We start from the raw sequence: 23,164 nt of genomic DNA, 5'->3' as shown, positions 1-23,164 counted from the left end.
GTTCGGCTCGGTGCCGTTGACGGCGTCGGGCTTGGCGGCGGCCGTCTTGCGGGTGCGCTTGGGCTTGGCGGGTGCGGCCTCGGCGGTGTCCACGGCGGCTTCGACTGCCTTGGCGGCGGCCGTCTTACGGGTCCGCTTCGGCTTGGCCTCCGTCGTCGGCTCGGTGCCGTTGACGGCGTCGGGCTTGGCGGCGGCCGTCTTGCGGGTGCGCTTGGGCTTGGCGGGTGCGGCCTCGGCGGTGTCCACGGCGGTCTCGGCTGCCTTGGCGGCGGCCGTCTTACGGGTCCGCTTCGGCTTGGCCTCTTCCACCGGCGCCTCGGGGGCCGGGGAGGCGCCCGCGTTCTCGGCGGTGTCCACGGCGGCCTTCGCCGCGCTCCGGGTGCGTCGGCGCGGTGCGGCGGGCGCCTCGGCGGGCTCCGGCACGGCGACGGCCTCGACCGTCTCCGTGGCCACCGCGGCGGCCTCCGTCGCCACCGGGCGGGCGGCCCGCGTACGGCGTCGGCGCGGTGCGGCGGGCGCCTCGGCCGGAGCCTCGGCGACCGGGGTGGCCACCGCGGCCTCCGCGACGGCCTCCGTGCCCGCGGGCGCCGTCACGGCCGCGGGCTGCGCCGCGCCACGGGTACGGCGACGCCGGCGCGGCTGCCGCGGCTCGGTGCCGCCCTCGGCGGGCGCCGCCTGCGCGGTGGCCGCCGAGCCGTCCGCCGTTGCCGGGGCGCCGGCCGGCTCGAGCGCCGACCCGCCCCGCGTACGACGGCGCTGGCGCGGCGTACGCGTCCGCTGCGGACGCTCCTCCTCGACGGCCGCCGCCGCCGGCTTGCGGCCACGGCCGCGGCCGCCGGTCTCGCCGAGGTCCTCGACCTCTTCGGCGGCCAGCCCGGCCCGGGTGCGCTCGGCGCGCGGGAGGACGCCCTTGGTGCCCTGGGGGATGCTGAGCTGCTCGTAGAGGTGCGGCGAGGTGGAGTAGGTCTCCTCCGGCTCGTCGAACGGCAGCTCCAGCGCCTTGTTGATCAGCTTCCAGCGCGGGATGTCGTCCCAGTCGACGAGGGTGACCGCGGTGCCCTTGGCGCCCGCGCGGCCGGTGCGGCCGATGCGGTGCAGGTAGGTCTTCTCGTCCTCGGGGGACTGGTAGTTGATGACATGCGTCACGCCCTCGACGTCGATGCCGCGGGCGGCGACGTCGGTGCAGACCAGGACGTCGACCTTGCCGTTGCGGAAGGCGCGCAGCGCCTGCTCGCGGGCACCCTGGCCGAGGTCGCCGTGCACCGCGCCGGACGCGAAGCCGCGCCGGGAGAGCTGGTCGGCGATGTCGGCCGCGGTCCGCTTCGTACGGCAGAAGACCATCGCCAGACCCCGGCCCTCGGCCTGCAGGATCCGCGAGACCATCTCCGGCTTGTCCATGGAGTGCGCGCGGAAGACGTGCTGGCTGATGTTGGCGACGGTCTGGCCCTCGTCGTCCGGCGCGGTGGCGCGGATGTGCGTGGGCTGCGACATGTAGCGGCGGGCCAGGGAGATGACCTGGCCGGGCATGGTCGCGGAGAACAGCATCGTCTGGCGCTTGGCCGGCAGCAGCTGGATGATCTTCTCGACGTCGGGCAGGAAGCCCAGGTCGAGCATCTCGTCGGCCTCGTCCAGGACCAGGCTCTTGACCTGCGAGAGGTTGAGCTTCTTCTGGCCCGCGAGGTCGAGCAGGCGGCCGGGGGTGCCGACGACGACGTCGACGCCCTTCTTCAGCGCCTCGACCTGCGGCTCGTACGCGCGGCCGCCGTAGATCGCCAGCACCCGGACGTTACGGACCTTGCCGGCGGTGAGCAGGTCGTTGGTGACCTGCTGGCACAGCTCGCGGGTGGGAACGACGACGAGGGCCTGCGGCGCCTCGGTCAGCTGCTCCGGGGTGGCGCGGCCCACCTCGACATCGACGGGTACCGTCACGCGCTCGAGGAGCGGCAGGCCGAAGCCCAGGGTCTTGCCGGTGCCGGTCTTGGCCTGGCCGATGACGTCGCTGCCGGAAAGGGCGACGGGGAGCGTCATCTCCTGGATGGGAAAGGGGGAAACGATGCCGACGGCCTCAAGGGCCTCGGCGGTCTCGGGGAAAATCCCGAGCTCTCGGAACGTAGACAGAATCTTGCCTCTTCTGTGAGACGCGGCATGAGGCGGCGAAGGGGGTCGTACCGTGCCGTCGTACCTGTTCGTACGGGGGCCGACCTGAGAGAGCCGGATGGCGCGGGACCACTGCCAACGCTCAGGCACTCCTGCCGCGAGCGGTGTGCCCCCTGCTGTGCGTACCTCTCGTACGCGTTCGCGGGGGCGGGCGGTCGGTTGGAGCCGATCGGGCCACCGACCGGGCATCCGCTTTCGTGGAGAGACCTACCGACTCCTCGGCAGGTCCTTTATCACTCTACCCCGGATATCGCTCCAGATCCGAAGGCTTGTATGAGTGAGAAATAGGTCACGCCCCGGCGTGCCCCGGGCGCGCGGGGTCGGCGGCTCGCGCGTACGCGCGGGAACGCACTGGCTGACCAGGGCCTTCCCAGGGCCGCCGGGCGGGCTATTGTGCCGGTCATGGAGACGCCCGACACCGCCGCAGACGCGCAAGCACTCACCGGGATCGCCGCCCAGAACTGGGCCCAGGCATCCACCGACCCGCACTACCGGGCCGCCGTGATCGATCTGCTCGGCGCGCTCGCATACGGCGAGCTGTCCGCCTTCGAGCGCCTGGCCGAGGACGCCAAGCTCGCCCCGACGATGGACGACAAGGCAGAACTGGCCAAGATGGCCTCGGCCGAATTCCATCACTTCGAACGACTGCGGGAGCGGCTGTCGCAGATCGAGGCCGAGCCGAACGAGGCCATGGAGCCGTTCGCCGCCGCGCTGGACGAGTTCCACCGCCAGACCGCGCCGTCGGACTGGCTGGAGGGCCTGGTCAAGGCGTATGTCGGCGATTCGATCGCCAGTGACTTCTACCGCGAGGTCGCGGCCCGGCTGGACTCGGACACCCGGGATCTCGTCCTGGCCGTACTGGACGACACCGGGCATGCGACGTTCGCCGTGGAGAAGGTGCGGGCGGCGATCGAGGCCGAGCCGCGGGTCGGCGGGCGGCTGGCGCTGTGGGCGCGGCGGCTGATGGGCGAGGCGCTGTCGCAGGCGCAGCGGGTGGTCGCGGACCGCGATGCGCTCTCGACGATGCTGGTCGGCGGCGTGGCCGACGGCTTCGACCTGGCCGAGGTCGGCCGGATGTTCTCGCGGATCACCGAGGCACACACCAAGCGGATGGCGGCGCTGGGGCTCGCGGCGTAACGCATCCACCGGCAAGCAAGGGACCGGCGGCCCTCCCGGGCGCCGGTCCCCGGTCGTTCCAGGGCTGACGGTCACGCTGCCGCGTCAGGCCGTCCGGTGCCCCTTGAGGGGCACGGCCGGCCGGCGTACCCGGCGGCGCGGCGGCCGCACCAGCAGCGAGAGCAGGGCCGCGCCCATGGCCAGCGCGGCGACCATCACCTGTACCGGGTAGCCGGGGCCGAGGATCGAGCGGGTCAGCAGCGCGCCCAACAGCGCGGCGACCGGTCCCGTGGCCAGGGTCAGGCTGCGCGAGGGGAACCGGTCGGGGAGCCAGCGCGTCGCGGACAGGGCGATGACGAGCCCGATGAAGACGGCGCCGAGCGCTTCCCAGATCATGCCGTGCCCTCCCGCGTGTCAAGCGTCGCAAACGTTACAAGCCCGATCCGGCGAACAATCCGGACGAACGAGCCCGTTGGTACCCGTCGTACCCAGGGGGCACATCGGGCAACCCTCCCGTGCGCCATGCGCGCAGACGGCAGGGAACGCCGAAGGGCGGCGCCCGGAGAATGAAGATCTCCGGGCGCCGCCCTTCGCCGTCTGCGGGCGCCGCGTGCGACGCCTTACTGCTCAGAGCGCGCCGAAACCGACCTTGCGGGTGGTCGGCTCGCCGATCTCCACGTAGGCCAGCCGGTCCGCAGGGACCAGCACCTTGCGACCGTGGTCGTCCACCAGGCTCAGCAGCTGCGACTTGCCGCTCAGCGCATCGGACACGGCACTCTCGACCTCGTCGGCAGACTGCCCGCTCTCGAGAACGATCTCGCGGGGCGCGTACTGCACGCCGATCTTGACCTCCACGGCTTATGTCCCTCCGACGGTCCGGGGTTCCCCCTGGCGCCGCCAAGGGGAGGGTGCGCGGTCGTCCGCGCCGTACGGAGCACACATTAGCCCGGCGCGGGGACGGACAGGACGCCGCGGAACACGCCCGCAGCGAACATCGTCAGTGCGAGTCGGCGCCGTGCAGCGGGAAACCGGCGATGCCCTTCCAGGCGAGCGAGGTCAGCAGCTGCACCGCGGTGTCGCGCGGAACCGTGCTCTCCGAGGACAGCCAGTAGCGGGCCACCACCTGCGAGACCCCGCCCAGGGCCACGGCCAGCAGCATCGCTTCGTTGGTCGCCAGTCCGGTGTCCTCCGCGATCACGGCGCTTATCGCCTCGGCGCACTCCAGCGAGACCTTGTCCACCCGCTCGCGGACCGCCGGCTCGTTGGTCAGGTCCGACTCGAAGACCAGCCGGAAGGCGCCGCCCGGGTCCTCGACGTAGGCGAAGTAGGCGTCCATCGTGGCCGCGACCCGCTGCTTGTTGTCGCTCGTCGAGGCCAGCGCCGTACGCACCGAGTGCAGCAGCGCCTCGCAGTGCTGGTCCAGCAGCGCGAGGTAGAGGTCCAGCTTGCCCGGGAAGTGCTGGTAGAGCACCGGCTTGCTGACGCCCGCCCGCTCGGCGATGTCGTCCATCGCGGCGGCGTGGTAGCCCTGCGCGACGAACACTTCCTGGGCGGCGCCCAGAAGCTGGTTGCGCCTGGCGCGGCGTGGCAGACGTGTGCCCCGCGGGCGCGCCGCCTCGGTCTGCTCGATGGCGCTCACGCTGCCTCCCAGAAGTTGTTCCGTACGCGGCACGCACAAGATGGTGCACCGCGCCCGCCATCGTACTTTTGGGTAACCCGGCTGTGCGTGGTCCGAGGGGAGAATTTCTGCCCCGTACCGCCGGCCGAAGCCGACATAACAGTCCAGGTCATCGGTATTCGTCTTCGTTGAGTTCCACCACGCGGGCCTGTTCGGCGACATCGGCCTCGTTGGCGGTGTCGGGGTCGACGCCGGTCAGCGGGTCGTCGTGCTGCGGTGAGAGCTCGGCATGCTGCTCGGCGGCGTCGTGCTCGGGCGCTTCCACGTCGAACTCCGTCATGTCGTTCTCGTCCTCAAACGTGTCCGGTTCGGTCGGGTCGGCGGGCATCATGGCTCCCTTTCTCGCGACAGGGGCCGGGGCGGCTGCCCTTAGATACGAGCGTAGGAGAGCGGCACCGGCGGCGCGATGCGGTGTGTGACCGCGAACACACAATCGGGGGCGTGATCGTCTCGTAACATCGACTGCATGTCTTCGACCGACTCGCCGGACACCCGTACCGCGGCCCCACAGGTACCCCCGGCCGGCCCCGGATCCCGGGCGGGTGCGGGCGAGACGGTGCGCGCCGTGACCCTGCCGGGTCTGACGCTGTACGTGCGGACGCCCGCCGGGACACCGGCCGACGGCGACGCACCCGGGCGCGAGCCCGCGCTCTGTGTCCACGGCCTCGGCGGCTCCTCGCAGAACTGGTCCGCCCTGATGCCGCTGCTCGCCGGCCGGGTCGACGGCGAGGCGCTCGATCTGCCCGGCTTCGGCCAGTCGCCGCCCCCGGAGGACGGCAACTACTCCGTCTCCGCGCAGTCCCGCGCGGTCATCCGCTATCTCGACGCCGCCGGGCGCGGTCCCGTCCACCTGATCGGCAACTCCATGGGCGGCGCCGTCTCGACCCGGGTGGCCGCGGTACGCCCCGATCTCGTCCGCACCCTCACCCTGGTCTCCCCGGCCCTGCCCGAACTGCGGCCCCAGCTGACCGCGCTGCCGACGGCGCTGCTCGCGGTCCCGGGGGTGGCCCGGCTCTTCAGCAACGCCACCCGGGACTGGACGCCCGAGCGGCGCACCCGCGAGGTGCTGGCCCTGTGTTACGGCGACCCCGGGCGGATCACCCCCGAAAGCCTCCGCGAGGCGGCCGACGAATACGCGCGGCGGCTCCAACTCCCTTATTTCTGGGAGGTGATGGAGCGCTCCACACGCGGTCTGGTGAACGCCTACACGCTCGGCGGACAGCACAATTTGTGGCGTCAGGCAGAACGGGTGCTCGCGCCCACGCTTCTCGTCTACGGTGGGCGCGACCGCCTGGTCTCCTACCGGATGGCGCGGCGGGCGGCCGCGGCGTTCCGCGGTTCGCGGCTGCTGACGCTGCCGGAGGCGGGGCATGTGGCGATGATGGAGTACCCGGAGGCGGTGGCGCGGGCCGTCCGCGAGCTGCTCGCGGCGAACGCCGTGCCCGATGCCGAAGACTTGACCGATGTGACCGCTGATGCGGGCAGGAGCTGACACGCCCCGTGGGACGTCATAGCCGCCAAGGCCGGCCGGAGACCGCAGGTGACAGCCCGGGGTCGGCCCCGCCGCCCGGACCGCCGGGCGGCACGCTCCCGCCCCCGGGACCCGGCTCGGGACGACGCCGGCGCCAGGCGCCCACCGGCGACCCGGCCACCGAGGTCCGCGGCGGCCATCCCGAACAGCGCGAGCCCGGCGGCGGCTGGGGCGCGGTCCCCACGACGCCCCCGCCGCGCGGGCCGAGGATTCCCCGGCCGCGCGCGGCCGAGGCGCCCGGCGGCGGCGGGCCCCGGTACGGAGTGCCTGGCGCAACGGGCGGCGGCGCGGTCCAGGGGGTCGTCGGGCCGGCCGGCGGGCCCCGGGCCGACTATCTGGACGCCTTCGACGACGAAGACGTCTTCCGGGCCGGCGCCCCGGGACGCACCGCCCGGGAAGACGGCCCGCACGGCCCCGGCGCGGACGCCCCGGCCGGCGCCATGGCGGACGGGATCCCGCCCGGCGGCCGGTTCACCGGACGGTCCGTGGTCTTCGACCGCGACGAGATCCGCGAGCTGGACCGGCAGGCCGAACTCGGCGCCGAGGGCGCGGAGCCGGGCGAGGAGGACGACCCCGAGGAGCTCGCCGGGGAGGACGGCCGGCCGGGCCGCAAGGGCACCAAGGGCCGTACGTTCACGGGCGCGGCCGCCGCGGCGGTGACGACGGTGCTCGCCGTGGTCATCGCGGGCCAGGTCGCCGACCAGCACAAGGACGGCGAGGCGCCGCAGCCGCAGAGCGGCGCGGACCACCCGGACGGCGTCGACGGCGCCGCATCCCGGTCGGGGACCCGCCCCACCCAGGATGCCAAACCCGCCTCGTACGAGGCGCAGATGGCGCAGGTCTTCCCGCTCGACGCCAAGCTGACGGCCGGCGGAAGGTTCACGCCGGTCGGCGGGGACGCCAAGGCGCCGGGGCACGGCAAGCTGTGGAGCTACCGCGTCGACATCGAGCAGGGGCTGCCGCTGGACGGCAAGCTCTTCGCCGAGGCCGTGCACAAGACCCTCAACGACGACCGGAGCTGGGCACACGGCGGGAAGCAGACCTTCCAGCGGGTGGCGTCCGGCCCCGCCGACTTCGTGATCACGCTGGCCAGCCCCGGCACGACGGCCGCGTGGTGCGCCAAGTCCGGGCTGGACACCGCCGAGGAGAACGTCTCCTGCGATTCGGCGGCGACCAACCGCGTCATGATCAACGCCTACCGGTGGGCGCAGGGCGCGAAGTCCTACGGCCCCGACAAGATGCACGCCTACCGCCAGATGCTCATCAACCACGAGGTCGGCCACCGGCTCGGGCACAACCACGAGGTGTGCACCAAGCAGGGCGCACTCGCCCCGGTGATGATGCAGCAGACCAAGTTCCTGACGACGGACGGCGTGACCTGCCGGCCCAACTCCTGGCCGTATCCCGCGCCGCGCTGAGCCCGGCGCGGCGCGACGCGCCCGACGAGCGTGAGACGGGCTGTCTCTCATTGCGAGACACCTTGCCAGGAAGCGAACCCACGTTCCATGATCTGCGCATGCCGCACCGTCACACCACCGTTCGCGCCGCCATCGAGCTGGCGCTGATCGGCGTGTCCGTGCAGTGCGTGGCCGACATCGACTGTCGCTGAGCCCGACCCGGTTCCGTAGCGGCGCGGCCCCAGGCCTTCCCCCGGACCGGGGCACATCCCCCGCGTATCCGCGTAATCCACCTTCCTTACGTGTCCGCAGGGGCGGCCTCGCGCAGCATCGCGCCCTCCCTGCCGCCCTGTGCGGGTGCATCCTGCTGCGAAAGGCACTTCGCCATGGCCGGACCGGCCCCTTCCCGCCTTCCCTCCCGCACCGCCCGCAGAGTGGCCGCGGCCACGGTGACCGTCGTCCTCGCCGGCGGCGCCGTCGCCTGCGGCCCCGAGGACGCCGGCGCCAAGGGCGGCGGCGCGCCGAAGAAGGGCGGCACCCTGACCGTTCTGAACTCCGAGCCGCAGACCGACTTCGACCCCGCCCGGCTCTACACCTCCGGCGGCGGCAAGGTCCCCACCCTCGTCTTCCGCACGCTGACCACCCGCAACCGGGAGAACGGCGCGGCCGGCGCCAAGGCCGTACCGGATCTGGCCACCGACACCGGGCGGCCCAGCAAGAACGCCACGGTGTGGACCTACACCCTCAAGGACGGGCTGAAGTTCGAGGACGGCTCCCCGATCACCAGCGCCGACATCAAATACGGCATCGAGCGGTCCTTCGCCCCGGAACTCTCCGGCGGCGCCCCCTATCTGCGGGACTGGCTGGTCGGCGGCGACAGATATCAGGGCCCGTACAAGGACACCTCCAAGGACGGCCTGAAGTCGATCGAGACCCCCGACGAAAAGACCCTCGTCTTCCATCTCCGCAAACCCGAGGGTGAATTCCCGCTGCTGGCCACGCAGACGCAGTTCGCGCCGGTGCCGCGGAAGAAGGACACCGGAACGAAGTACGAGGAACACCCGGTCTCCTCCGGCCCGTACCGGGTCGTCAAGAACACCGGTGACGGCGAACACGTCCTCCTCGCCCGCAATCCGCACTGGTCGCCGAGGACCGACAAGGAACGGCACGCCTACCCCGACACCATCGACGTCACGTCGGGCCTCGACTCCGCCGTCATCAATCAGCGGCTGTCCACCGGCTCGGGTGCGGACGCCGCCGCGGTCACCACCGACACCAATCTCGGGCCCGCCGAACTCGCCCAGACAGCCAATGACAAGGAACTCCAGAAGCGGGTCGGCACCGGCCACTTCGGCTACACCACCTACCTCGCCTTCAACCCGAAGGTGAAGCCCTTCGGCAATCCGAAGGTGCGCCAGGCGATCTCCTACGCCATCAACCGGCAGAGCGTGGTCAATGCGGCCGGCGGCTCCTCGCTCGCCGAGCCCGCGACGACGTTCCTGCCGGACCAGAAGTCGTTCGGCTACACGCCTGCCGACCCCTTCCCCGCAGGAAAGACCGGAAATCCGGCCAAGGCAAAGGAATTGCTGAAGAAGGCGGGCTACGGAAAGGGCCTGACCGTCACCCTCACCCATTCCACCGCCAAGAACTTCGAGACCAGCCCGGAGGTCGCCACCGCCGTCCAGGAAGCGCTGAAGAAGGCCGGTATCACCGTCGAACTGTCCGGCCTGGAGGACAACGACTACAAGGAAAAGACCCACAGCATCAAGGACGAGCCCGGCCTGTTCATCAGCCACTGGGGCGCCGACTGGCCCTCCGGCGGACCGTTCCTCGCGCCGATCTTCGACGGGCGGCAGATCGTCGAGGACGCCGCCAACTTCAACCACGCGCAGCTCGACGACCCGGCCGTCAACCACGAGATCGACGAGATCAACAAGCTGACCGATCTGGCCGCGGCCGCCGAGCGGTGGGGCGCCCTGGACAAGAAGATCGGCGAGCGGGCGCTGTCCGTACCGCTGTTCCACCCCGTCTACAAGCGGCTGTACGGCAAGGACGTCAAGAACATCGTCATCAGCGACTGGGACGGCGTGCTCGACATCTCGCAGGTCGCCGTCAAGTGACGAACCATCAGGAAAGCGGGGTATGGCGGCGGCTGCGCGCCCGCCGGTCGGCCGTGGTGGCCGCCGCCGTCCTCGCGGTACTCGCGCTGCTCGCCCTCGGCGCGCCGCTGCTGGCGGCGCTGGAGGGCCAGGACCCCACCACGTACCACGACGGCCTGATCGACTCGGCGCGCGGCGGGGTGCCGACCGGCCCGTACGGCGGGATCGGCGGCGACCACTGGCTGGGCGTCGAACCGGGCACCGGCCGCGATCTGTTCGCCCGGCTGCTGTACGGCGCCCGGGTCTCGCTGCTGGTCGCCCTCGGCGCGACCGTCGTCCAGATTCTGATCGGCGTCCTGGTGGGCCTCGCGGCCGGATTCGGCAGACGCTTCGCCGACACCGTGCTGTCCCGCTTCACCGACGTCATGCTGGCGCTGCCGATGCTGGTCTTCGCCGTCGCGCTGACCGCCGTCGTACCGGCCGGCTTCCCCCGGCCGCTGCTGCTGGTCCTCGTCATCGGGCTGCTCGACTGGGGCGGCACCTCGCGGATCGTCCGGGCCCAGACGCTGACGCTGAAGAGTCTGGATCATGTGGCGGCGGCCCGGCTGGGCGGCTCGGGGCCCTGGCGGGTGGCCCGCCGGGAGCTGCTGCCCGCGCTCGCCGCGCCGGTGATCACCTATGCGGCGATCCGCGTCCCCACCAACATCGTGGCCGAGGCCTCGCTGTCCTTCCTCGGCATCGGCGTAAAACCGCCCACCTCTTCCTGGGGCCAGATGCTCTCCACCGCCACGACCTGGTTCCGCGCCGATCCCCTCTATGTCCTGCTGCCCGCGGCGTTCCTGTTCGTGACCGTGCTCGCCCTGACCGTGGTGGGCGATGCGGTCCGCGGCGCCCTCGATCCCCGCGAGCGGTCCCGGCTGCGGGTCGGCACCCGGGGCGCCGAGCGGGCGGCCGCGCGGACGGCAACGCCACCGACGCCGCCGCAGTCGCCGAAGACGCCGAAGGGCGCCGCCGTATGACCGCCTATGCCGCGCGCAGACTGGGCGGCGCGCTGATCGTCCTCCTCCTGCTGTCCGCCCTGGTCTACCTGCTCTTCTACGTCGCGCCCGGCGACCCCGCGAAGCTGGCCTGCGGGCCCCGCTGCAACGCCGGACAGCTCCGCCAGGTCCGAGAGCAACTCGGCCTGGACGAACCGCTGTTGGCGCAGTATCTGCACTTCCTCCAGGGCCTGCTCACCGGCCACGACTACTCCACCGGCACCGGCGTACTGCACTGCCCCGCGCCCTGCTTCGGGCTCTCCTACCAGAACGACCGGCCGGTCACCGAGCTGCTCGCGGCCCGGCTGCCGGTGACCGCCTCGCTCGCGTTCGGCGCCATGGTGCTGTGGTTGCTCCTCGGCGTCGGCACCGGGCTGCTGTCCGCACTGCGCCGCGGCGGGACGACCGAGCGGGTGCTGACCGTGCTCACCCTCACCGGCACCGCGACCCCGGTCTTCATCACCGGGCTGCTCCTGCTGATGGTCTTCTGCGCGTACCTGCAGTGGCTGCCGTTCCCGACGTATGTGCCGCTGTCCGAGGACCCCGAGCAGTGGGCCTGGAACCTGCTGCTGCCCTGGACGGCGCTGGCCCTGCTGGAATCCGCCAAATACGCCCGGCTGACCCGCTCCTCGACGCTGGAGACGCTGGCCGAGGACCATATCCGCACCTTCCGCGCCTACGGCGTGCGCGAGCGCGCCGTCATCGGCCGGCACGCGCTGCGCGGCGCGCTGCCGCCGGTCATCGCGCTCAACGCCATCGACCTCGGCACCATGTTCGGCGGCGCGATGCTCACCGAGACGCTCTTCGGCCTGCCGGGCCTGGGCCAGCTGCTGGTCCGCTCGGTGCGGACGGTGGACCTGCCGGTGGTCGTCGGGACGGTGCTCTGCATCGGCGCGGCCGTGGTCCTCGCCAATGCCGTCGCGGATGTGCTGTACGCGCTCGCCGACCGAAGGGTGGCCCTGACGTGACCGCAGAACGGGAGGCGGCCGGAGATCCGGCCGCGACCGGACAGCTGGTGGAGGTCGACGACCTCGCGATCTCCTTCCCGGCGGGGGAGGGCGGAGGAGAGGCGGTACGCGCCGTCGACGGGCTCTCGTTCACCCTCGCATCCGGCCGCGCGCTGGGCATCGTGGGGGAGTCCGGGTCCGGCAAGTCCACCGTGGCCGCCGCCCTGCTCGACCTCCACCGGGGCACCGGCGCCCGGGTGACGGGCACGGTCCGGGTCGGCGGCCTGGACGTGCGCGCCGCCCCGGAGGCGCAGCTGCGCCGGCTGCGCGGCGGGACGGCCGCGATGGTCTTCCAGGACCCGCTCTCCTCCCTGGATCCGTACTACGCCGTCGGCGACCAGATCGCCGAGGTCCACCGGGCGCACCGGCCGGAGGTCTCGCGGCGCGCCGCCCGCGCCCGCGCGGTGAAGGCGCTGGAGCGGGTCGGCATCGCGGACGCCGCCCGCCGGTCCCGCTCCCGGCCGCACGAGTTCAGCGGCGGGATGCGCCAGCGCGCCCTGATCGCGATGGCGCTGGCCTGCGAGCCGGAGCTGGTGATCGCGGACGAGCCGACCACCGCGCTGGACGTCACCGTCCAGGCCCAGATCCTGGACCTGCTGCACGAGCTGCGGGCCGAGACGGGCATGGGCCTGATCCTCGTCACCCATGATCTGGGCGTGGTCGCCGGAAGCGTGGACGAGGTGCTGGTGATGCGGGCGGGGCGGGCCGTGGAGCGCGGGCCCGTCGCAGAGGTGCTGGGCGCGCCGCGGGTCGCGTACACCAAGGAGCTGCTGGCGGCGGTGCCGCGGGTGGACGCCGTACGGGAGCGGCCCGCGGCGCCGCCCGCGGCGGCCCCCGAGGAGCCGCTGCTCGAAGCCGTCGGGCTGCGGCGGGAGTTCGGGCGGCGCGGGGCGCGGACCACCGCCGTCGAGGACGTCTCGCTGACCGTACGGGCCGGTGAGACGCTCGGCCTGGTCGGCGAGTCCGGCAGCGGCAAGACCACGGTCGGCCGGATGCTGGTCCGCCTCCTGGACCCCACCGCGGGCACCCTGCGCTACCGCGGCCGCGACCTCGGCGCGCTGGGCGAGCGCGCGCTGCGGCCGCTGCGCGGCGAGCTGCAGATGGTCTTCCAGGACCCGGTCTCCTCGCTCAACCCGCGCCGCAGCATCGGCGAATCGGTCGCCGACCCGCTGCGCGCCGCCGGCGAGCTGGACGAGGCGGGCGTGGTGCGGCGGGCCGAGGAACTGCTGGAGCGGGTCGGGCTCGATCCCGCGTGGTACCACCGCTATCCGCACGAGTTCAGCGGCGGCCAGCGCCAGCGGGTCGGCATCGCGCGGGCGCTGGCCCCCGCGCCGAGGCTGCTGGTCTGCGACGAACCGGTCTCCGCGCTGGACGTCACGACCCAGGCGCAGGTGCTGGAACTCCTCGGCGAACTCCGCCGCGAACTGGGCCTGGCGATGATCTTCATCGCCCACGATCTGGCCGTCGTGCGGGCGGTCAGCGACCGGGTCGCGGTGATGCGCGCCGGGCGGATCGTGGAGGAGGGCCCGGTCGACACCGTGTACGACGGCCCCGAACATCCCTACACCCGGGGGCTCCTGGCGGCCGTTCCGGTGCTCGACCCCCGGGTCGCCGCAGACAGGCGGGCGCTACGGGCCGTCGCCTGACGGTCACATAGCGCGGCGAAACGCCCCTAGGGGTGGAAAGTCACGCCCGTTCACCCCTTCCGGTGGCGCGATGGACAACCGTCCATCGCGCCACCGGGCCCTCTGCATAGCTTCTTCCTGCAGGTGACGGCCCGGCCGTCGCGCCAGGGACGCCGACAGAGAGGACGGGGGTGCACTCGATGCGCATCGCATTGCTCACCGAGGGTGGCTATCCGTACGCGACCGGTGAGTCGCACGCGTGGTGCGACCGGCTCGTGCGCGGGCTCACCGGCCATGAATTCGACGTCTACGCCCTGACCGCCCGCCCCCGCCAGGACGCCGGGGAGCCGCCCTCCCTGCCCCCGCACGTACGGCCGGCGGGCAGCGCGCCGCTGTGGGGCGCCGCCCCCGACGAACACCGCCGGCCCGCCGAGGAGCGCCGGGGCCGCGCCGTCGGACGCCGCGAACGCCGCCGCTTCGCCGAGCACTTCGCCGACCTCGCCGCGGCCTTCGTCACGACGCCCCCCGGGGAGGGCCGGACGGGCCCCGACCGCCCCATGATCGACAAGGCGGACCGTTTCGCCGCCGGTCTCTACGGGCTCGCCGACCTCGCCCGCGCCCACGGCGGCCTGCCCGCGCTGCTCCGCTCCGAGATTGCGGTACGCATCCTGGAAGCCGCCTGCCGCGACCCCCGCGCCCTGCCCGCCGCCCACGGCGCCCGCGTACGGGACCTGCTCACCGTCACCGAACAGCTCGAACGCGCCCTGCGTCCCCTCTCCCTGGACTGGTACGGGGAAACCCACGGCCTGGGCCGCGCGGACCTCTGCCACGCCACCTCCGGCGGCGCGGCCGCCCTCCCGGGGCTGCTGGCCAAACGCTTCTTCGGCACCCCGCTCCTGGTCACCGAGTACGGCGTACGACTGCGCGAGCACTACCTTGCGCGCGCCGCCGCCCACCTGACCGCGCCGGTGCGCGCCCTGCTCGCCGCCTTCCAGCTGGCGCTGGCCGCCGAGACCTACGCCCAGGCCGCGCTGATCACCCCCGGCAACACCCACGCCCGGCGCTGGCAGCGGCGCTGCGGCGCCGACCCCGCCCGGCTGCGCACCGTCTACGAAGGCATGGACGCCGGCCGCTTCGCCGCGGTCGCGGACGCCGAGGCCGACGGCTCCAAGACGCTGGCCTGGGTGGGCGCCATCGAACCCGCCAAGGACATCATCGGCCTGCTGCACGCCTTCGCCGAGATCCGCCGGACCGAGCCGGAGGCCACCCTGCGGATCATCGGCGGCGTCGGCCGCGACCCCCAGGCGCCCGCCTATCGCGCCCACTGCCGGGCGCTGGCCGCCCAGCTCTTCCCCGACGAGGCCGCCGACGACCGCACCGCCGGCGAGAACCCCGTCAGCTTCGAGGAGATCGGCAGCCCCGAAGTGCCCACCCTGGAGGACGCCTACGCCTGCGGAGCGGTGCTGGTCCTCTCCAGCGTCGTCGAGGGATTCCCGCGCTCCCTGGTCGAGGCGATGTTCTGCGGCCGCGCCACGGTGTCCACCGACGCCGGGGCGGTCCCCGAAGTGATCGGCGGCACCGGCCTGGTGGTCCCGCCGCGCAACCCCCACGCCCTCGCCGAGGCCTGCCGCGCGCTGCTCGGCGACCCCGACCGGCGGGCCCGGCTGGGCGCGGCGGCCCGCGCGCGGGCGCTCGAACTGTTCACCGTGGAGCAGAACATCGCGGCATTTCGTGGCATCTACCTGGAGCTGATCGCCCACGCCCCGGGCCGCCCGGCCGCCTCCGGCGCCGCCTCCGCGGTCGGCGTGCCGCGCCCGTTCGACAGCCCCGCCGAGTCCCATGTGCCCGGCCACTGGGCGATGCCAGGCCAGTGGGCCGCCGTCCCCACCGGGCGGACGCCCAGCTGGGCGGCGGAAGAGGGGCGGGACGGCGCGGGCGTGCCGGCCTGCGCGGCCCCCGTCCCGTCCGCAGGGAGAGGAGAAGGATCATGACCGCGCCCACCCGCAAGGAAGCCGTCGCACGCCCCGCACGCCGGGGCCCCGCCGACCCCGTACGGGCCCTGATGCACCGCCACCAGGAGCTGTGCGCACACGCCGTCGACCCGCTGGACATCGCCGCCGGACTGGAAGCACACGGCGTCACCGACCGCACCGCCGCCCGCTGCCGCCACCGGGACGTCTTCTCGCTGGCCGAGGAGCTGTACGCCAGGGTGCCGCGCGCCGACGAGCCGGCCGCGGCCGCCGCGCCCGCGGCCGAGCGAGCACCGCGCTCCCGGGGCGTGCGGGCGGCGCTGCAACTGCTGCCCGGCGCGGTCTGCGCCGCGACCCTCGCCGCGCTCGACGCCGTCGAGCCGTCGACCCCCCTGACCCGCCCGGCGGTCACCGCCGCGGGCGGCGTCCTCGTCGCCCTCGCCGTCCGGCTGGCCGTACGCACCGGACCGCTGCGGGCGCGCCGACCGGGCGGCGGCGCCGCGGTCCTGTGGATTTGCTGGACCGTGGGCTACGCGGTCTACGGCGACTGGCTGCTGACCGAACTGCAGGGCGGCGGGCCCGATCTGCCGCCGCACCCCCGGGCCGCCGCCGCCACCGCCGTGGCGCTGGCCTGCGCCGTCGCGCCCGCCGCCGGCTGCGCCCGCTGGTTCGCCCGCCGCGGCCGGCGCGGCCTGGCCGCCAGCTGCCGGCTGACCGAACTCGCCGCCCGCATCCGCCCGCTGCTCCTCGGCGCCACCGCCCTCTTCCTCGGCGCCCTGGCGGCGCTGCTGACCGGCGCGCGCGCCGTCCTCGGCGGCATCGGCACCGCGGACCTCGCCGCGGCGGCCGCCCTGGGCGTGCTGCTCTTCCTCGCCCGGCTGCTTTCCGTCCACGGCTACCCCGGGGCCGCGGCGGCGGGCCTCGCCACGGCCGCCGCCCTGGAGGCGCTCGCCCCCGCTCTGGTGCTCACCGCCCGGCTCCCCGGCCTCACGCCGCTCGGCGCCCCCGTGGAGGAGCTGATCCGCCACACCGGGACCGCCGGCGTACCCGCCCTCGCCTGCGCCGCCGCCGCACTCGGCCTCCTGGCGTACGGCCTGCGGGCGCTGACCGGCGCCTGGGCGCACTCGCCCTCCGTACCGGCGGAGGCGGGCCGGCCGTGACCCTCCGGATACCCGCCCGCCCGTCGCCCCGCCACCGCCCCTCAACGGCACGCCCCCGGACCCCGTCCGGGGGGACCCCCGTCGCGCGGCCGCATTCCGCACCGCGCCCCACCGCCCCCTCGCACCACGCACCACCGGAGCGGCACCCCGATACCGCCGCTCCGGCCGCTTCGCCGCGGACCCCACCCCCCACGTGGCCCCCGCCCCCAGGGCGGACGCCGACCCCGCGGCCGAAGCCGACTCACTTCCCCCGAACCGTCTTAGGAGCACGACCATGAACGTCCAACCCACCACACGCCACGGGCACCGGGGGGCCGCACGATGAGGGTGCTGCTCATCGGCGCCAACGGCTACCTCGGCCGCTATGTCGCCGACCGCCTGCTCGCCGACCCCGCCGTCCAGCTCACCGCCCTCGGGCGGGGCGACGACGCCGACGTCCGCTTCGACCTGGCCACCGGCAGCCCCGGCGCGCTCACCCGCTTCCTCGACGCCGTCCACCCCGGCGTCGTCGTCAACTGCGCGGGCGCCACCCGCGGCGGCGCCCGCGACCTGACCCGGCACAACACCGTCGCGGTCGCCACCATCTGCGAATCGCTGCGCCGCAGCGGCTGCGGCGCCCGCCTCGTCCAGCTGGGCTGCGCCTCCGAGTACGGGCCTTCCCAGCCCGGCTCCTCCACCGCCGAGGATGCCGTGCCGCGCCCCGGCGGCCCGTACGGCGTGAGCAAGCTCGCCGCCACCGAACTGGTCCTGGGATCCGGCCTCGACGCCGTCGTCCTGCGCATCTTCTCGCCGGTCGGCCCCGGCACCCCCGCCGGATCCCCGCTCGGCCGGCTCGCCGAGGCGATGCGCCGCGCCATGCAGTCCGGCGACAGCGAACTCAAGCTCGGCGGGCTCGGCGTCCAGCGGGACTTCGTCGACGTACGGGACGTCGCGCGGGCCGTGCACGCCGCCTCCCTGTCCGCCGCACAGGGCGTCGTCAACATCGGCACCGGCCGCGCCGTACGGCTGCGCGAGGCCGCCTCCGTGCTCGCCCGGGTCGCCGGATTCGGCGGCGCGCTGCACGAGCTCGACTCGCCGCCCGCCCGGCTGCTCATCCCCGGCCCCGGGACCGGCCCCGACCACCCGGTGGACCGGCCTCCCGCCACCTACCCGTACCCGGACGGCTGCGGCACCTGGCAGCAGGCGGACGTGCGCACCGCCCGCGACCGGCTCGGCTGGCGCCCGCGGATCGGCCTGGAGGAGTCCCTCGCGGACATCTGGATGGAGGCCGCATGTCGCATCTGACCACCCCCACCGGCCTTCCCCGCGCCCCCATCGGGGCCGGCCCCCTCGGCGTCGGCGTCCCCGGCTTCGCCCACCCGCTGCTCGCGCCCACCGAATGGGCCGAGCTGCTGCGCTGCGGCCGGGGGCTCGTCCCCTCCGCCGCCCGGGACGACGGCGCCGGACAGGTCACGCCGCTGCACTGGGCGGTGCTCAACGTCTCCAACGGGCCCGGGGCCCGCCCCGACCCGCACTGCATGCCCGCGGTCGCCCGCCTGAGGGAGACCGGCGTCCGCGTGCTCGGCCACCTGGACACGGGGTGCGGCGCCCGCCCCTTCGGCGAGCTGATCTCCGACGCGCACCGCTTCCTGGAGTGGTACCGGGTCGACGGCTTCTGGCTGGACCGCTGTCCCACGGACCGGAATCAGCTGCCCGGGACCCGGCGGATCGCCACCTGCCTGCGGACCCTGCGCGAGGACACCTACCTCGTCTTCGGCCACGGCAGCCACCCCTTCCCCGGCTACGCCGAGTCCGCCGACCAGCTCGTGACCTTCGCCGGCGCCTGGACCGACTACCGCTGGTCCCAGGTGGCCGAGTGGACCGCCGACTACCCGCCCGAGCGGTTCTGCCACCTCGTCCACGGCGTGCCCCGCACGCATCTGGACGAGGCGCTGCGCATCGCCCGCTGGCAGGGGGCGGGCACGGTGTACCTCACCGACCGCCGGGCCGCCCTGGAGACGGGCGCCGTCGGCGATGCCTGGGAGTCGTTGCCCGGTTACTGGGACGCGTTCGTCTCGAACATCGGAACGCGTGTCTCGGAATGAAGAAGGGCGTGGCAGTGTTACGAGAGATGCTCCCCGCACCGGCGGGGACGATCCCGTACTGACATACCGACCAACGGAGTCCCCGTGTCGCTGCCACCCCTGGTCGAGCCCGCATCCGAGCTCACCGTAGACGAGGTCCGCAGGTACTCCCGCCACCTGATCATCCCCGATGTCGGGATGGACGGGCAGAAGCGGCTGAAGAACGCCAAGGTGCTGGCTGTCGGCGCCGGCGGCCTGGGCTCGCCCGCGCTGATGTACCTCGCCGCGGCCGGCGTCGGCACCCTCGGCATCGTGGAGTTCGACGAGGTCGACGAGTCGAATCTGCAGCGCCAGATCATCCACAGCCAGGCGGACATCGGCCGCTCCAAGGCCGCGTCCGCCAAGGACACGGTGCTCGGCATCAACCCGTACGTCACGGTCAACCTGCACGAAGAGCGCCTCGACTCCACGAACGTCATGGAGCTCTTCTCCCAGTACGACCTGATCGTCGACGGCACGGACAACTTCGCCACCCGCTACCTGGTCAACGATGCCTGCGTGCTGCTGAACAAGCCGTACGTGTGGGGTTCGATCTACCGCTTCGACGGCCAGGCGTCGGTGTTCTGGTCCGAGCACGGCCCCTGCTACCGCTGCCTGTACCCGGAGCCCCCGCCGCCCGGCATGGTTCCCTCCTGCGCCGAGGGCGGCGTCCTGGGCGTGCTGTGCGCCTCCATCGGCTCCATCCAGGTCAACGAGGCCATCAAGCTGCTCGCCGGCATCGGTGACCCGCTGGTCGGCCGCCTGATGATCTACGACGCCCTGGAGATGACCTACCGCCAGGTCAAGGTCCGCAAGGACCCGAACTGCGCGGTCTGCGGTGAGAACCCCACCGTCACCGAGCTCATCGACTACGAGGCCTTCTGCGGCGTCGTCTCCGAGGAGGCCCAGGAGGCGGCGGCCGGCTCCACGATCACTCCCAAGCAGCTCAAGGAGTGGATCGACGCCGACGAGAAGATCGACATCATCGACGTCCGCGAGCCGAACGAGTACGAGATCGTCTCGATCCCCGGCGCCCGGCTGATCCCGAAGGGCGAGTTCCTGATGGGCACCGCCCTCCAGGACCTCCCCCAGGACAAGAAGATCGTCCTGCACTGCAAGACGGGCGTCCGCTCCGCCGAGGTGCTGGCCGTGCTGAAGTCCGCGGGCTTCGCCGACGCCGTCCACGTCGGCGGCGGCGTCATCGGCTGGGTCAACACCGTCGAGCCGGAGAAGCCGATCTACTAGGCCGCTCCGCAACGTGCGCTACGCGAAAGGCGCCGGTCCGCACTGCGCGGACCGGCGCCTTTCGCATGCCCGGGGGCCGCTCAGATCTCGCCCTTACGGGTCAGATAGCTGAAGGCCAGCCAGCCCGGCAGCACCGGCAGCCAGAAGACCATCAGCCGGAACAGCAGCACCGCCGGGAACGCCGTGGCGCTCTCCAGCCCGGCGACCGTCAGCGCACCGAGCAGCGCGGTCTCCACGGCACCCAGACCGCCCGGCGTCGGGGCGGCCGAACCCAGCGCGTTGCCGGCGAGGAAGGCGACCGCGATGCTCGCGTAACTGATCTTGTCGCCGCCGCCGAACGCCCGGATCGAGGCGTCCAGGCACATCACGTTCGCCGCCGTCAGCAGCAGCATCCCGCCGATACCCGTGATCAGCTTCCGCGGCCGCTGGAGGATGTCCAGCATCCGCGGGACCACCCCGGCGAACAGCGACCGCACCCGCGTGGAGACGAACTTGCGCAGTGCCGGGACGGCGGTCACCACCAGGACCAGGACGGCCACCGTCAGCAGCCCGGCGATGACCGTACGCGACGGCGAGATCTGCGGCGCGTGCTCGGTGCCGGTCAGATAGCCGAAGGCCAGCAGCAGCAGGATGTGGCTGCCCAGGCCGAACAGCTGGGAGGCGCCGACGCTGGCCACCGCCAGGCCCGGCCGGACCCCGGCACGCTGGAGGAAGCGGGTGTTGAGCGCCACCCCGCCGATCGCCGCGGGCGCCACCAGCTTCACGAAGTTGCCCGCGATCTGCGCGAGGACCGTCCTGACGAACGGCACCTTCTCCGTGACGAAGCCCAGCAGGCTCATCGCCGCCGCGGGGTAGGTCAGCGCCGAGAAGAACATCGCCACCAGGACCCACACCCACTGGGCCCGGCTGATCACATCGCCGAGGTTGAAGTTGGTCAGCTGCGACAGCAGCAGATACGCCGCCACCGCACCCGCGATCCAGCTGATCAGGATGCGCGGGCTCAGCCGCTCCAGCTTCGCCGGCTCGATCACCGCCGTCGGGCGGATCAGCAGCACCTGGCGGCGGATCTGGGCCAGCAGATCCTCCTCGCGGGCCTCCTCCGACGCCTCGTCCAGAGCGCGCTTCTCGGCGCTCTTCGCGGCGTTCCGCTCGGCCCGCAGCGTCTTGCGGTCCCTGGGGCCCGCCGCCTCGCGTTCCTCGCGCGCCTCCTTGGCGGCCTGGGACGCGGCCAGCACGGCCTCCCGCTCCCGCTTGGCGCGCTCGCGGGCCAGCTGGCGCAGCGTGGCGCGGGTGGTGCGGCTGAGCGCGATCGGCTGGAGCAGCGGAAGGCTGTCGGCGACCGCGTCCGGGCCGAGCACCTCGACGGCCGCCGCCACCGCCCGCTCGGCGCCGACCCGCAGCCCGCAGGTGGCCAGCAGCTGGGCGATGTCCATCCGCAGCACGAGGTCCCCGGCCGCGATCTCCCCGCCGCGCAGCTCGGTCAGCACGATGTTGCCGGAACGATCCACCAACAGCGCATCGCCCACCAGCCGCCGGTGCGCGATCCGCCGCGACTGGAGCGCCTCGACCTGCCGCCAGGCGCTGTGCATCAGCGCATCGGTGATCTCCTCGTCGGCCAGCGCGTCGAAGGTGCGGCCGCCGATGTGCTCGTAGACCAGCATCACCGCGTCCGGGCCGAGCTCGGAGGTGGCGATCAGCTTGGGGGCGTTGGCGCCGGCCGCGATCGCCGCGTACGCCAGCAGCGCCTCCTGCTCCAGGGCCTGGCGCAGCGACTGCAGGCTGCGGCGCTGGTTGATGCCGCGCAGCGACAGCCGCCGCCACACCCGGTAGAAGAAGCCCTGCGCCTGCTGCTCGCGGTCCACGACGGTGACGTCGATGGGCGGGCCGTCCTCCAGGGTGACGAGGTAGCGGCGGCCGCGGTCGGCGTTCTCGCGGTGGTCCGGGTTCGCTGCGTTCCCGGCGTTCCCGGCGTTCCCGGCGTTCCCTGCGTTCTCGGCCGTCTCGGCGCGCATCGCGCTGACCGGGTGGAAACCGACCCGGCGCAGCCCCGCGAGGAGGTTCTGCCCGGTGGGGCGGACATTGGGGGAGCCGACGGCGTAGAGCGTGCCGTAGGCGACGGTCCAGCCGATCAGCACGGTGGTGACGATCGCGAACGGGGTGGTGTACCGGCCGACCAGCACCGCGAACGCGTCCAGCAGCAGCACGGCCCACATCGCGACCCGCCACCGCGGCCGCCGGGACATGCCCACCGCCGTCATATAGGCGATCACGGGCGCCAGATAGCTGTGCACCGGCGCCGACAGCGAACCGTTCTCCAGCGGCTGGGTGAGCGCCGCCCGGATGGACGGCGGCGCCGCCTCCGCCACCCACAGATCCGTGGCCAGCGACACGCCGTGCGCCAGTACGGCCGCCAGTACACCGTCCGCGATCCGCAGCCCGTCCCGCTTGATCAGCCGCTCCACCGCGAACGCCACCGGGACGATCAGCACCGCGACGCTGGATGTCAGCCCCGCCAGGTTGATCAGCAGCTCGGGCGCCGCCCCGAAACCCTTGCCGATGTCGTTCTTCAGGCCCTGGGTGGTGCCGTGCGCGAAGGTGGCGAGCCCCAGGACCAGCGCGATCCCGACCATGCCCAGCAGCAGCCGCAGCAGGTCGGACGGGCGGTGCACCCGGGCGGGCAGCAGCGGCTCGTCGCCGGAGACCCGGTCGACGTGGAACTCGCCGTACTCGTCGGCGTTCAGATCGGCGCGATGCGAACCCGTACGGGGTGCCCCCGCGGCCGGCTGCTCGTCCTTGCGCTCGGTCCGCCCTCGCTCCGTGTCGCTGGAGTGCGGCTCCTCCTCATGGCGCGCGCGTGGCTCGGGGTCCGCGGGCTCTCTCGGCCTCTCGGACGCCTCGGGTGGTTCGGCCTTCTTGATCGTGCTCGCCTTTTCCGTCGGCTTGGGGGCGCCGGCGGCCAGCGCGTCAGGGGCGCCCGCCTCCCGTGGAGGCGCCGCACCCTGCTGCTCGGCCGTCTCTTCTTGATCTCGTATCACCAGTC

At 73.4% G+C, this 23,164-nt stretch carries 19 protein-coding genes; 13 read left to right on the top strand and 6 right to left on the bottom strand.

Annotation, left to right across the window (positions count from 1 at the left end; translation table 11 throughout):
• Positions 1-2,028, bottom strand: a 2,028-nt coding sequence (locus tag ACIGWZ_RS26420; RefSeq protein ID WP_400068726.1) for a DEAD/DEAH box helicase, incomplete at its 3' end; no start/stop codon positions are given.
• 531 nt (positions 2,029-2,559) lie between these two features.
• Between ACIGWZ_RS26420 and ACIGWZ_RS26415 the strand changes: the two genes are divergently transcribed.
• Positions 2,560-3,294 (top strand): ferritin-like fold-containing protein, encoded by a 735-nt coding sequence (locus ACIGWZ_RS26415; RefSeq protein WP_400068724.1) that lies wholly within the window; start codon positions 2,560-2,562, stop codon positions 3,292-3,294.
• An 84-nt stretch (positions 3,295-3,378) separates the two neighbouring features.
• Here the strand turns inward: ACIGWZ_RS26415 and ACIGWZ_RS26410 are convergent, their stop codons facing one another.
• The 4 genes from ACIGWZ_RS26410 to ACIGWZ_RS26395 form a co-directional block, all read right to left on the bottom strand.
• A complete protein-coding gene (locus tag ACIGWZ_RS26410) occupies positions 3,379-3,669 on the bottom strand; it encodes a hypothetical protein (RefSeq protein WP_400068722.1) in 291 nt (96 codons plus the stop codon).
• 231 nt (positions 3,670-3,900) lie between these two features.
• Positions 3,901-4,128 carry a DUF3107 domain-containing protein gene (locus tag ACIGWZ_RS26405; protein ID WP_400068720.1) on the bottom strand — a complete coding sequence of 76 codons (228 nt, stop codon included), beginning with the start codon at positions 4,126-4,128 and terminating at the stop codon, positions 3,901-3,903.
• Between the two features lie 142 nt (positions 4,129-4,270).
• Entirely contained in the window at positions 4,271-4,912 is a 642-nt protein-coding gene (locus tag ACIGWZ_RS26400; protein ID WP_400068718.1) for a TetR/AcrR family transcriptional regulator, read from the bottom strand.
• A 148-nt stretch (positions 4,913-5,060) separates the two neighbouring features.
• On the bottom strand, positions 5,061-5,279 hold the full coding sequence (locus tag ACIGWZ_RS26395; RefSeq protein WP_400068772.1) for a hypothetical protein: 219 nt from the start codon (positions 5,277-5,279) through the stop codon (positions 5,061-5,063).
• Between the two features lie 138 nt (positions 5,280-5,417).
• Between ACIGWZ_RS26395 and ACIGWZ_RS26390 the strand changes: the two genes are divergently transcribed.
• The 12 genes from ACIGWZ_RS26390 (at position 5,418) to moeZ (ending at position 20,124) form a co-directional block, all read left to right on the top strand.
• Entirely contained in the window at positions 5,418-6,443 is a 1,026-nt protein-coding gene (locus tag ACIGWZ_RS26390; RefSeq protein WP_400068716.1) for an alpha/beta fold hydrolase, read from the top strand.
• 8 nt (positions 6,444-6,451) lie between these two features.
• A complete protein-coding gene (locus tag ACIGWZ_RS26385) occupies positions 6,452-7,900 on the top strand; it encodes a DUF3152 domain-containing protein (protein ID WP_400068713.1) in 1,449 nt (482 codons plus the stop codon).
• A 98-nt stretch (positions 7,901-7,998) separates the two neighbouring features.
• The gene (locus ACIGWZ_RS26380; protein ID WP_400068711.1) at positions 7,999-8,091 is read left to right on the top strand and encodes an Ms4533A family Cys-rich leader peptide; all 93 of its coding nucleotides are present in this window, start codon (positions 7,999-8,001) and stop codon (positions 8,089-8,091) included.
• Between the two features lie 174 nt (positions 8,092-8,265).
• Positions 8,266-9,999, top strand: a complete 1,734-nt coding sequence (locus tag ACIGWZ_RS26375) for an ABC transporter substrate-binding protein (protein WP_400068709.1) — start codon at positions 8,266-8,268, stop codon at positions 9,997-9,999.
• Positions 9,996-10,997, top strand: a complete 1,002-nt coding sequence (locus ACIGWZ_RS26370) for an ABC transporter permease (protein WP_400068707.1) — start codon at positions 9,996-9,998, stop codon at positions 10,995-10,997. The genes ACIGWZ_RS26375 and ACIGWZ_RS26370 overlap by 4 nt, the downstream gene beginning before the upstream one ends.
• A complete protein-coding gene (locus ACIGWZ_RS26365) occupies positions 10,994-11,983 on the top strand; it encodes an ABC transporter permease (protein ID WP_400068705.1) in 990 nt (329 codons plus the stop codon). The genes ACIGWZ_RS26370 and ACIGWZ_RS26365 overlap by 4 nt, the downstream gene beginning before the upstream one ends.
• Positions 11,980-13,668: a dipeptide ABC transporter ATP-binding protein gene (locus tag ACIGWZ_RS26360; protein ID WP_400068703.1), complete on the top strand. Its 1,689-nt coding sequence runs from the start codon at positions 11,980-11,982 to the stop codon at positions 13,666-13,668. Before ACIGWZ_RS26365 ends, ACIGWZ_RS26360 begins: the two co-directional genes overlap by 4 nt.
• 179 nt (positions 13,669-13,847) lie before the next feature.
• Entirely contained in the window at positions 13,848-15,638 is a 1,791-nt protein-coding gene (locus ACIGWZ_RS26355) for a DUF3492 domain-containing protein (RefSeq protein ID WP_400068701.1), read from the top strand.
• Entirely contained in the window at positions 15,635-16,777 is a 1,143-nt protein-coding gene (locus ACIGWZ_RS26350) for a hypothetical protein (RefSeq protein WP_400068699.1), read from the top strand. The genes ACIGWZ_RS26355 and ACIGWZ_RS26350 overlap by 4 nt, the downstream gene beginning before the upstream one ends.
• Before the next feature lie 321 nt (positions 16,778-17,098).
• Entirely contained in the window at positions 17,099-18,061 is a 963-nt protein-coding gene (locus ACIGWZ_RS26345) for an NAD-dependent epimerase/dehydratase family protein (RefSeq protein WP_400068697.1), read from the top strand.
• Complete coding sequence (locus tag ACIGWZ_RS26340; protein WP_400068695.1) at positions 18,049-18,861, top strand: spherulation-specific family 4 protein; 813 nt, start codon at positions 18,049-18,051, stop codon at positions 18,859-18,861. The genes ACIGWZ_RS26345 and ACIGWZ_RS26340 overlap by 13 nt, the downstream gene beginning before the upstream one ends.
• 84 nt (positions 18,862-18,945) lie before the next feature.
• Positions 18,946-20,124 (top strand): adenylyltransferase/sulfurtransferase MoeZ, encoded by a 1,179-nt coding sequence (moeZ, locus tag ACIGWZ_RS26335; protein ID WP_400068693.1) that lies wholly within the window; start codon positions 18,946-18,948, stop codon positions 20,122-20,124.
• A gap of 80 nt (positions 20,125-20,204) precedes the next feature.
• Here the strand turns inward: moeZ and ACIGWZ_RS26330 are convergent, their stop codons facing one another.
• Positions 20,205-23,159 carry a lysylphosphatidylglycerol synthase domain-containing protein gene (locus ACIGWZ_RS26330; RefSeq protein WP_400068691.1) on the bottom strand — a complete coding sequence of 985 codons (2,955 nt, stop codon included), beginning with the start codon at positions 23,157-23,159 and terminating at the stop codon, positions 20,205-20,207.
• Between the last annotated feature and the right edge of the window lie 5 nt (positions 23,160-23,164).

The sequence above is a fragment of the Streptomyces sp. NPDC053427 genome (genome assembly GCF_044544985.1).
In the GTDB taxonomy this organism is placed as follows: Bacteria; Actinomycetota; Actinomycetes; order Streptomycetales; family Streptomycetaceae; genus Streptomyces.
The sequence above is the reverse complement of the archived record's forward strand: the minus strand, read 5'-3'. Positions and strand labels throughout refer to the sequence as shown.

What these genes read in the sequence shown, in the direction of transcription:
- ACIGWZ_RS26415 (WP_400068724.1), top strand. Translation starts at nt 2,560, where the DNA reads ATGGAGACGCCCGACACCGCCGCAGACGCGCAAGCACTCACCGGGATC.
- ACIGWZ_RS26410 (WP_400068722.1), bottom strand. Translation starts at nt 3,669, where the DNA reads ATGATCTGGGAAGCGCTCGGCGCCGTCTTCATCGGGCTCGTCATCGCC.
- ACIGWZ_RS26395 (WP_400068772.1), bottom strand. Translation starts at nt 5,279, where the DNA reads ATGCCCGCCGACCCGACCGAACCGGACACGTTTGAGGACGAGAACGAC.
- ACIGWZ_RS26390 (WP_400068716.1), top strand. Translation starts at nt 5,418, where the DNA reads ATGTCTTCGACCGACTCGCCGGACACCCGTACCGCGGCCCCACAGGTA.
- ACIGWZ_RS26380 (WP_400068711.1), top strand. Translation starts at nt 7,999, where the DNA reads ATGCCGCACCGTCACACCACCGTTCGCGCCGCCATCGAGCTGGCGCTG.
- ACIGWZ_RS26375 (WP_400068709.1), top strand. Translation starts at nt 8,266, where the DNA reads ATGGCCGGACCGGCCCCTTCCCGCCTTCCCTCCCGCACCGCCCGCAGA.
- ACIGWZ_RS26365 (WP_400068705.1), top strand. Translation starts at nt 10,994, where the DNA reads ATGACCGCCTATGCCGCGCGCAGACTGGGCGGCGCGCTGATCGTCCTC.
- ACIGWZ_RS26355 (WP_400068701.1), top strand. Translation starts at nt 13,848, where the DNA reads ATGCGCATCGCATTGCTCACCGAGGGTGGCTATCCGTACGCGACCGGT.
- ACIGWZ_RS26350 (WP_400068699.1), top strand. Translation starts at nt 15,635, where the DNA reads ATGACCGCGCCCACCCGCAAGGAAGCCGTCGCACGCCCCGCACGCCGG.
- ACIGWZ_RS26345 (WP_400068697.1), top strand. Translation starts at nt 17,099, where the DNA reads ATGAGGGTGCTGCTCATCGGCGCCAACGGCTACCTCGGCCGCTATGTC.
- ACIGWZ_RS26340 (WP_400068695.1), top strand. Translation starts at nt 18,049, where the DNA reads ATGTCGCATCTGACCACCCCCACCGGCCTTCCCCGCGCCCCCATCGGG.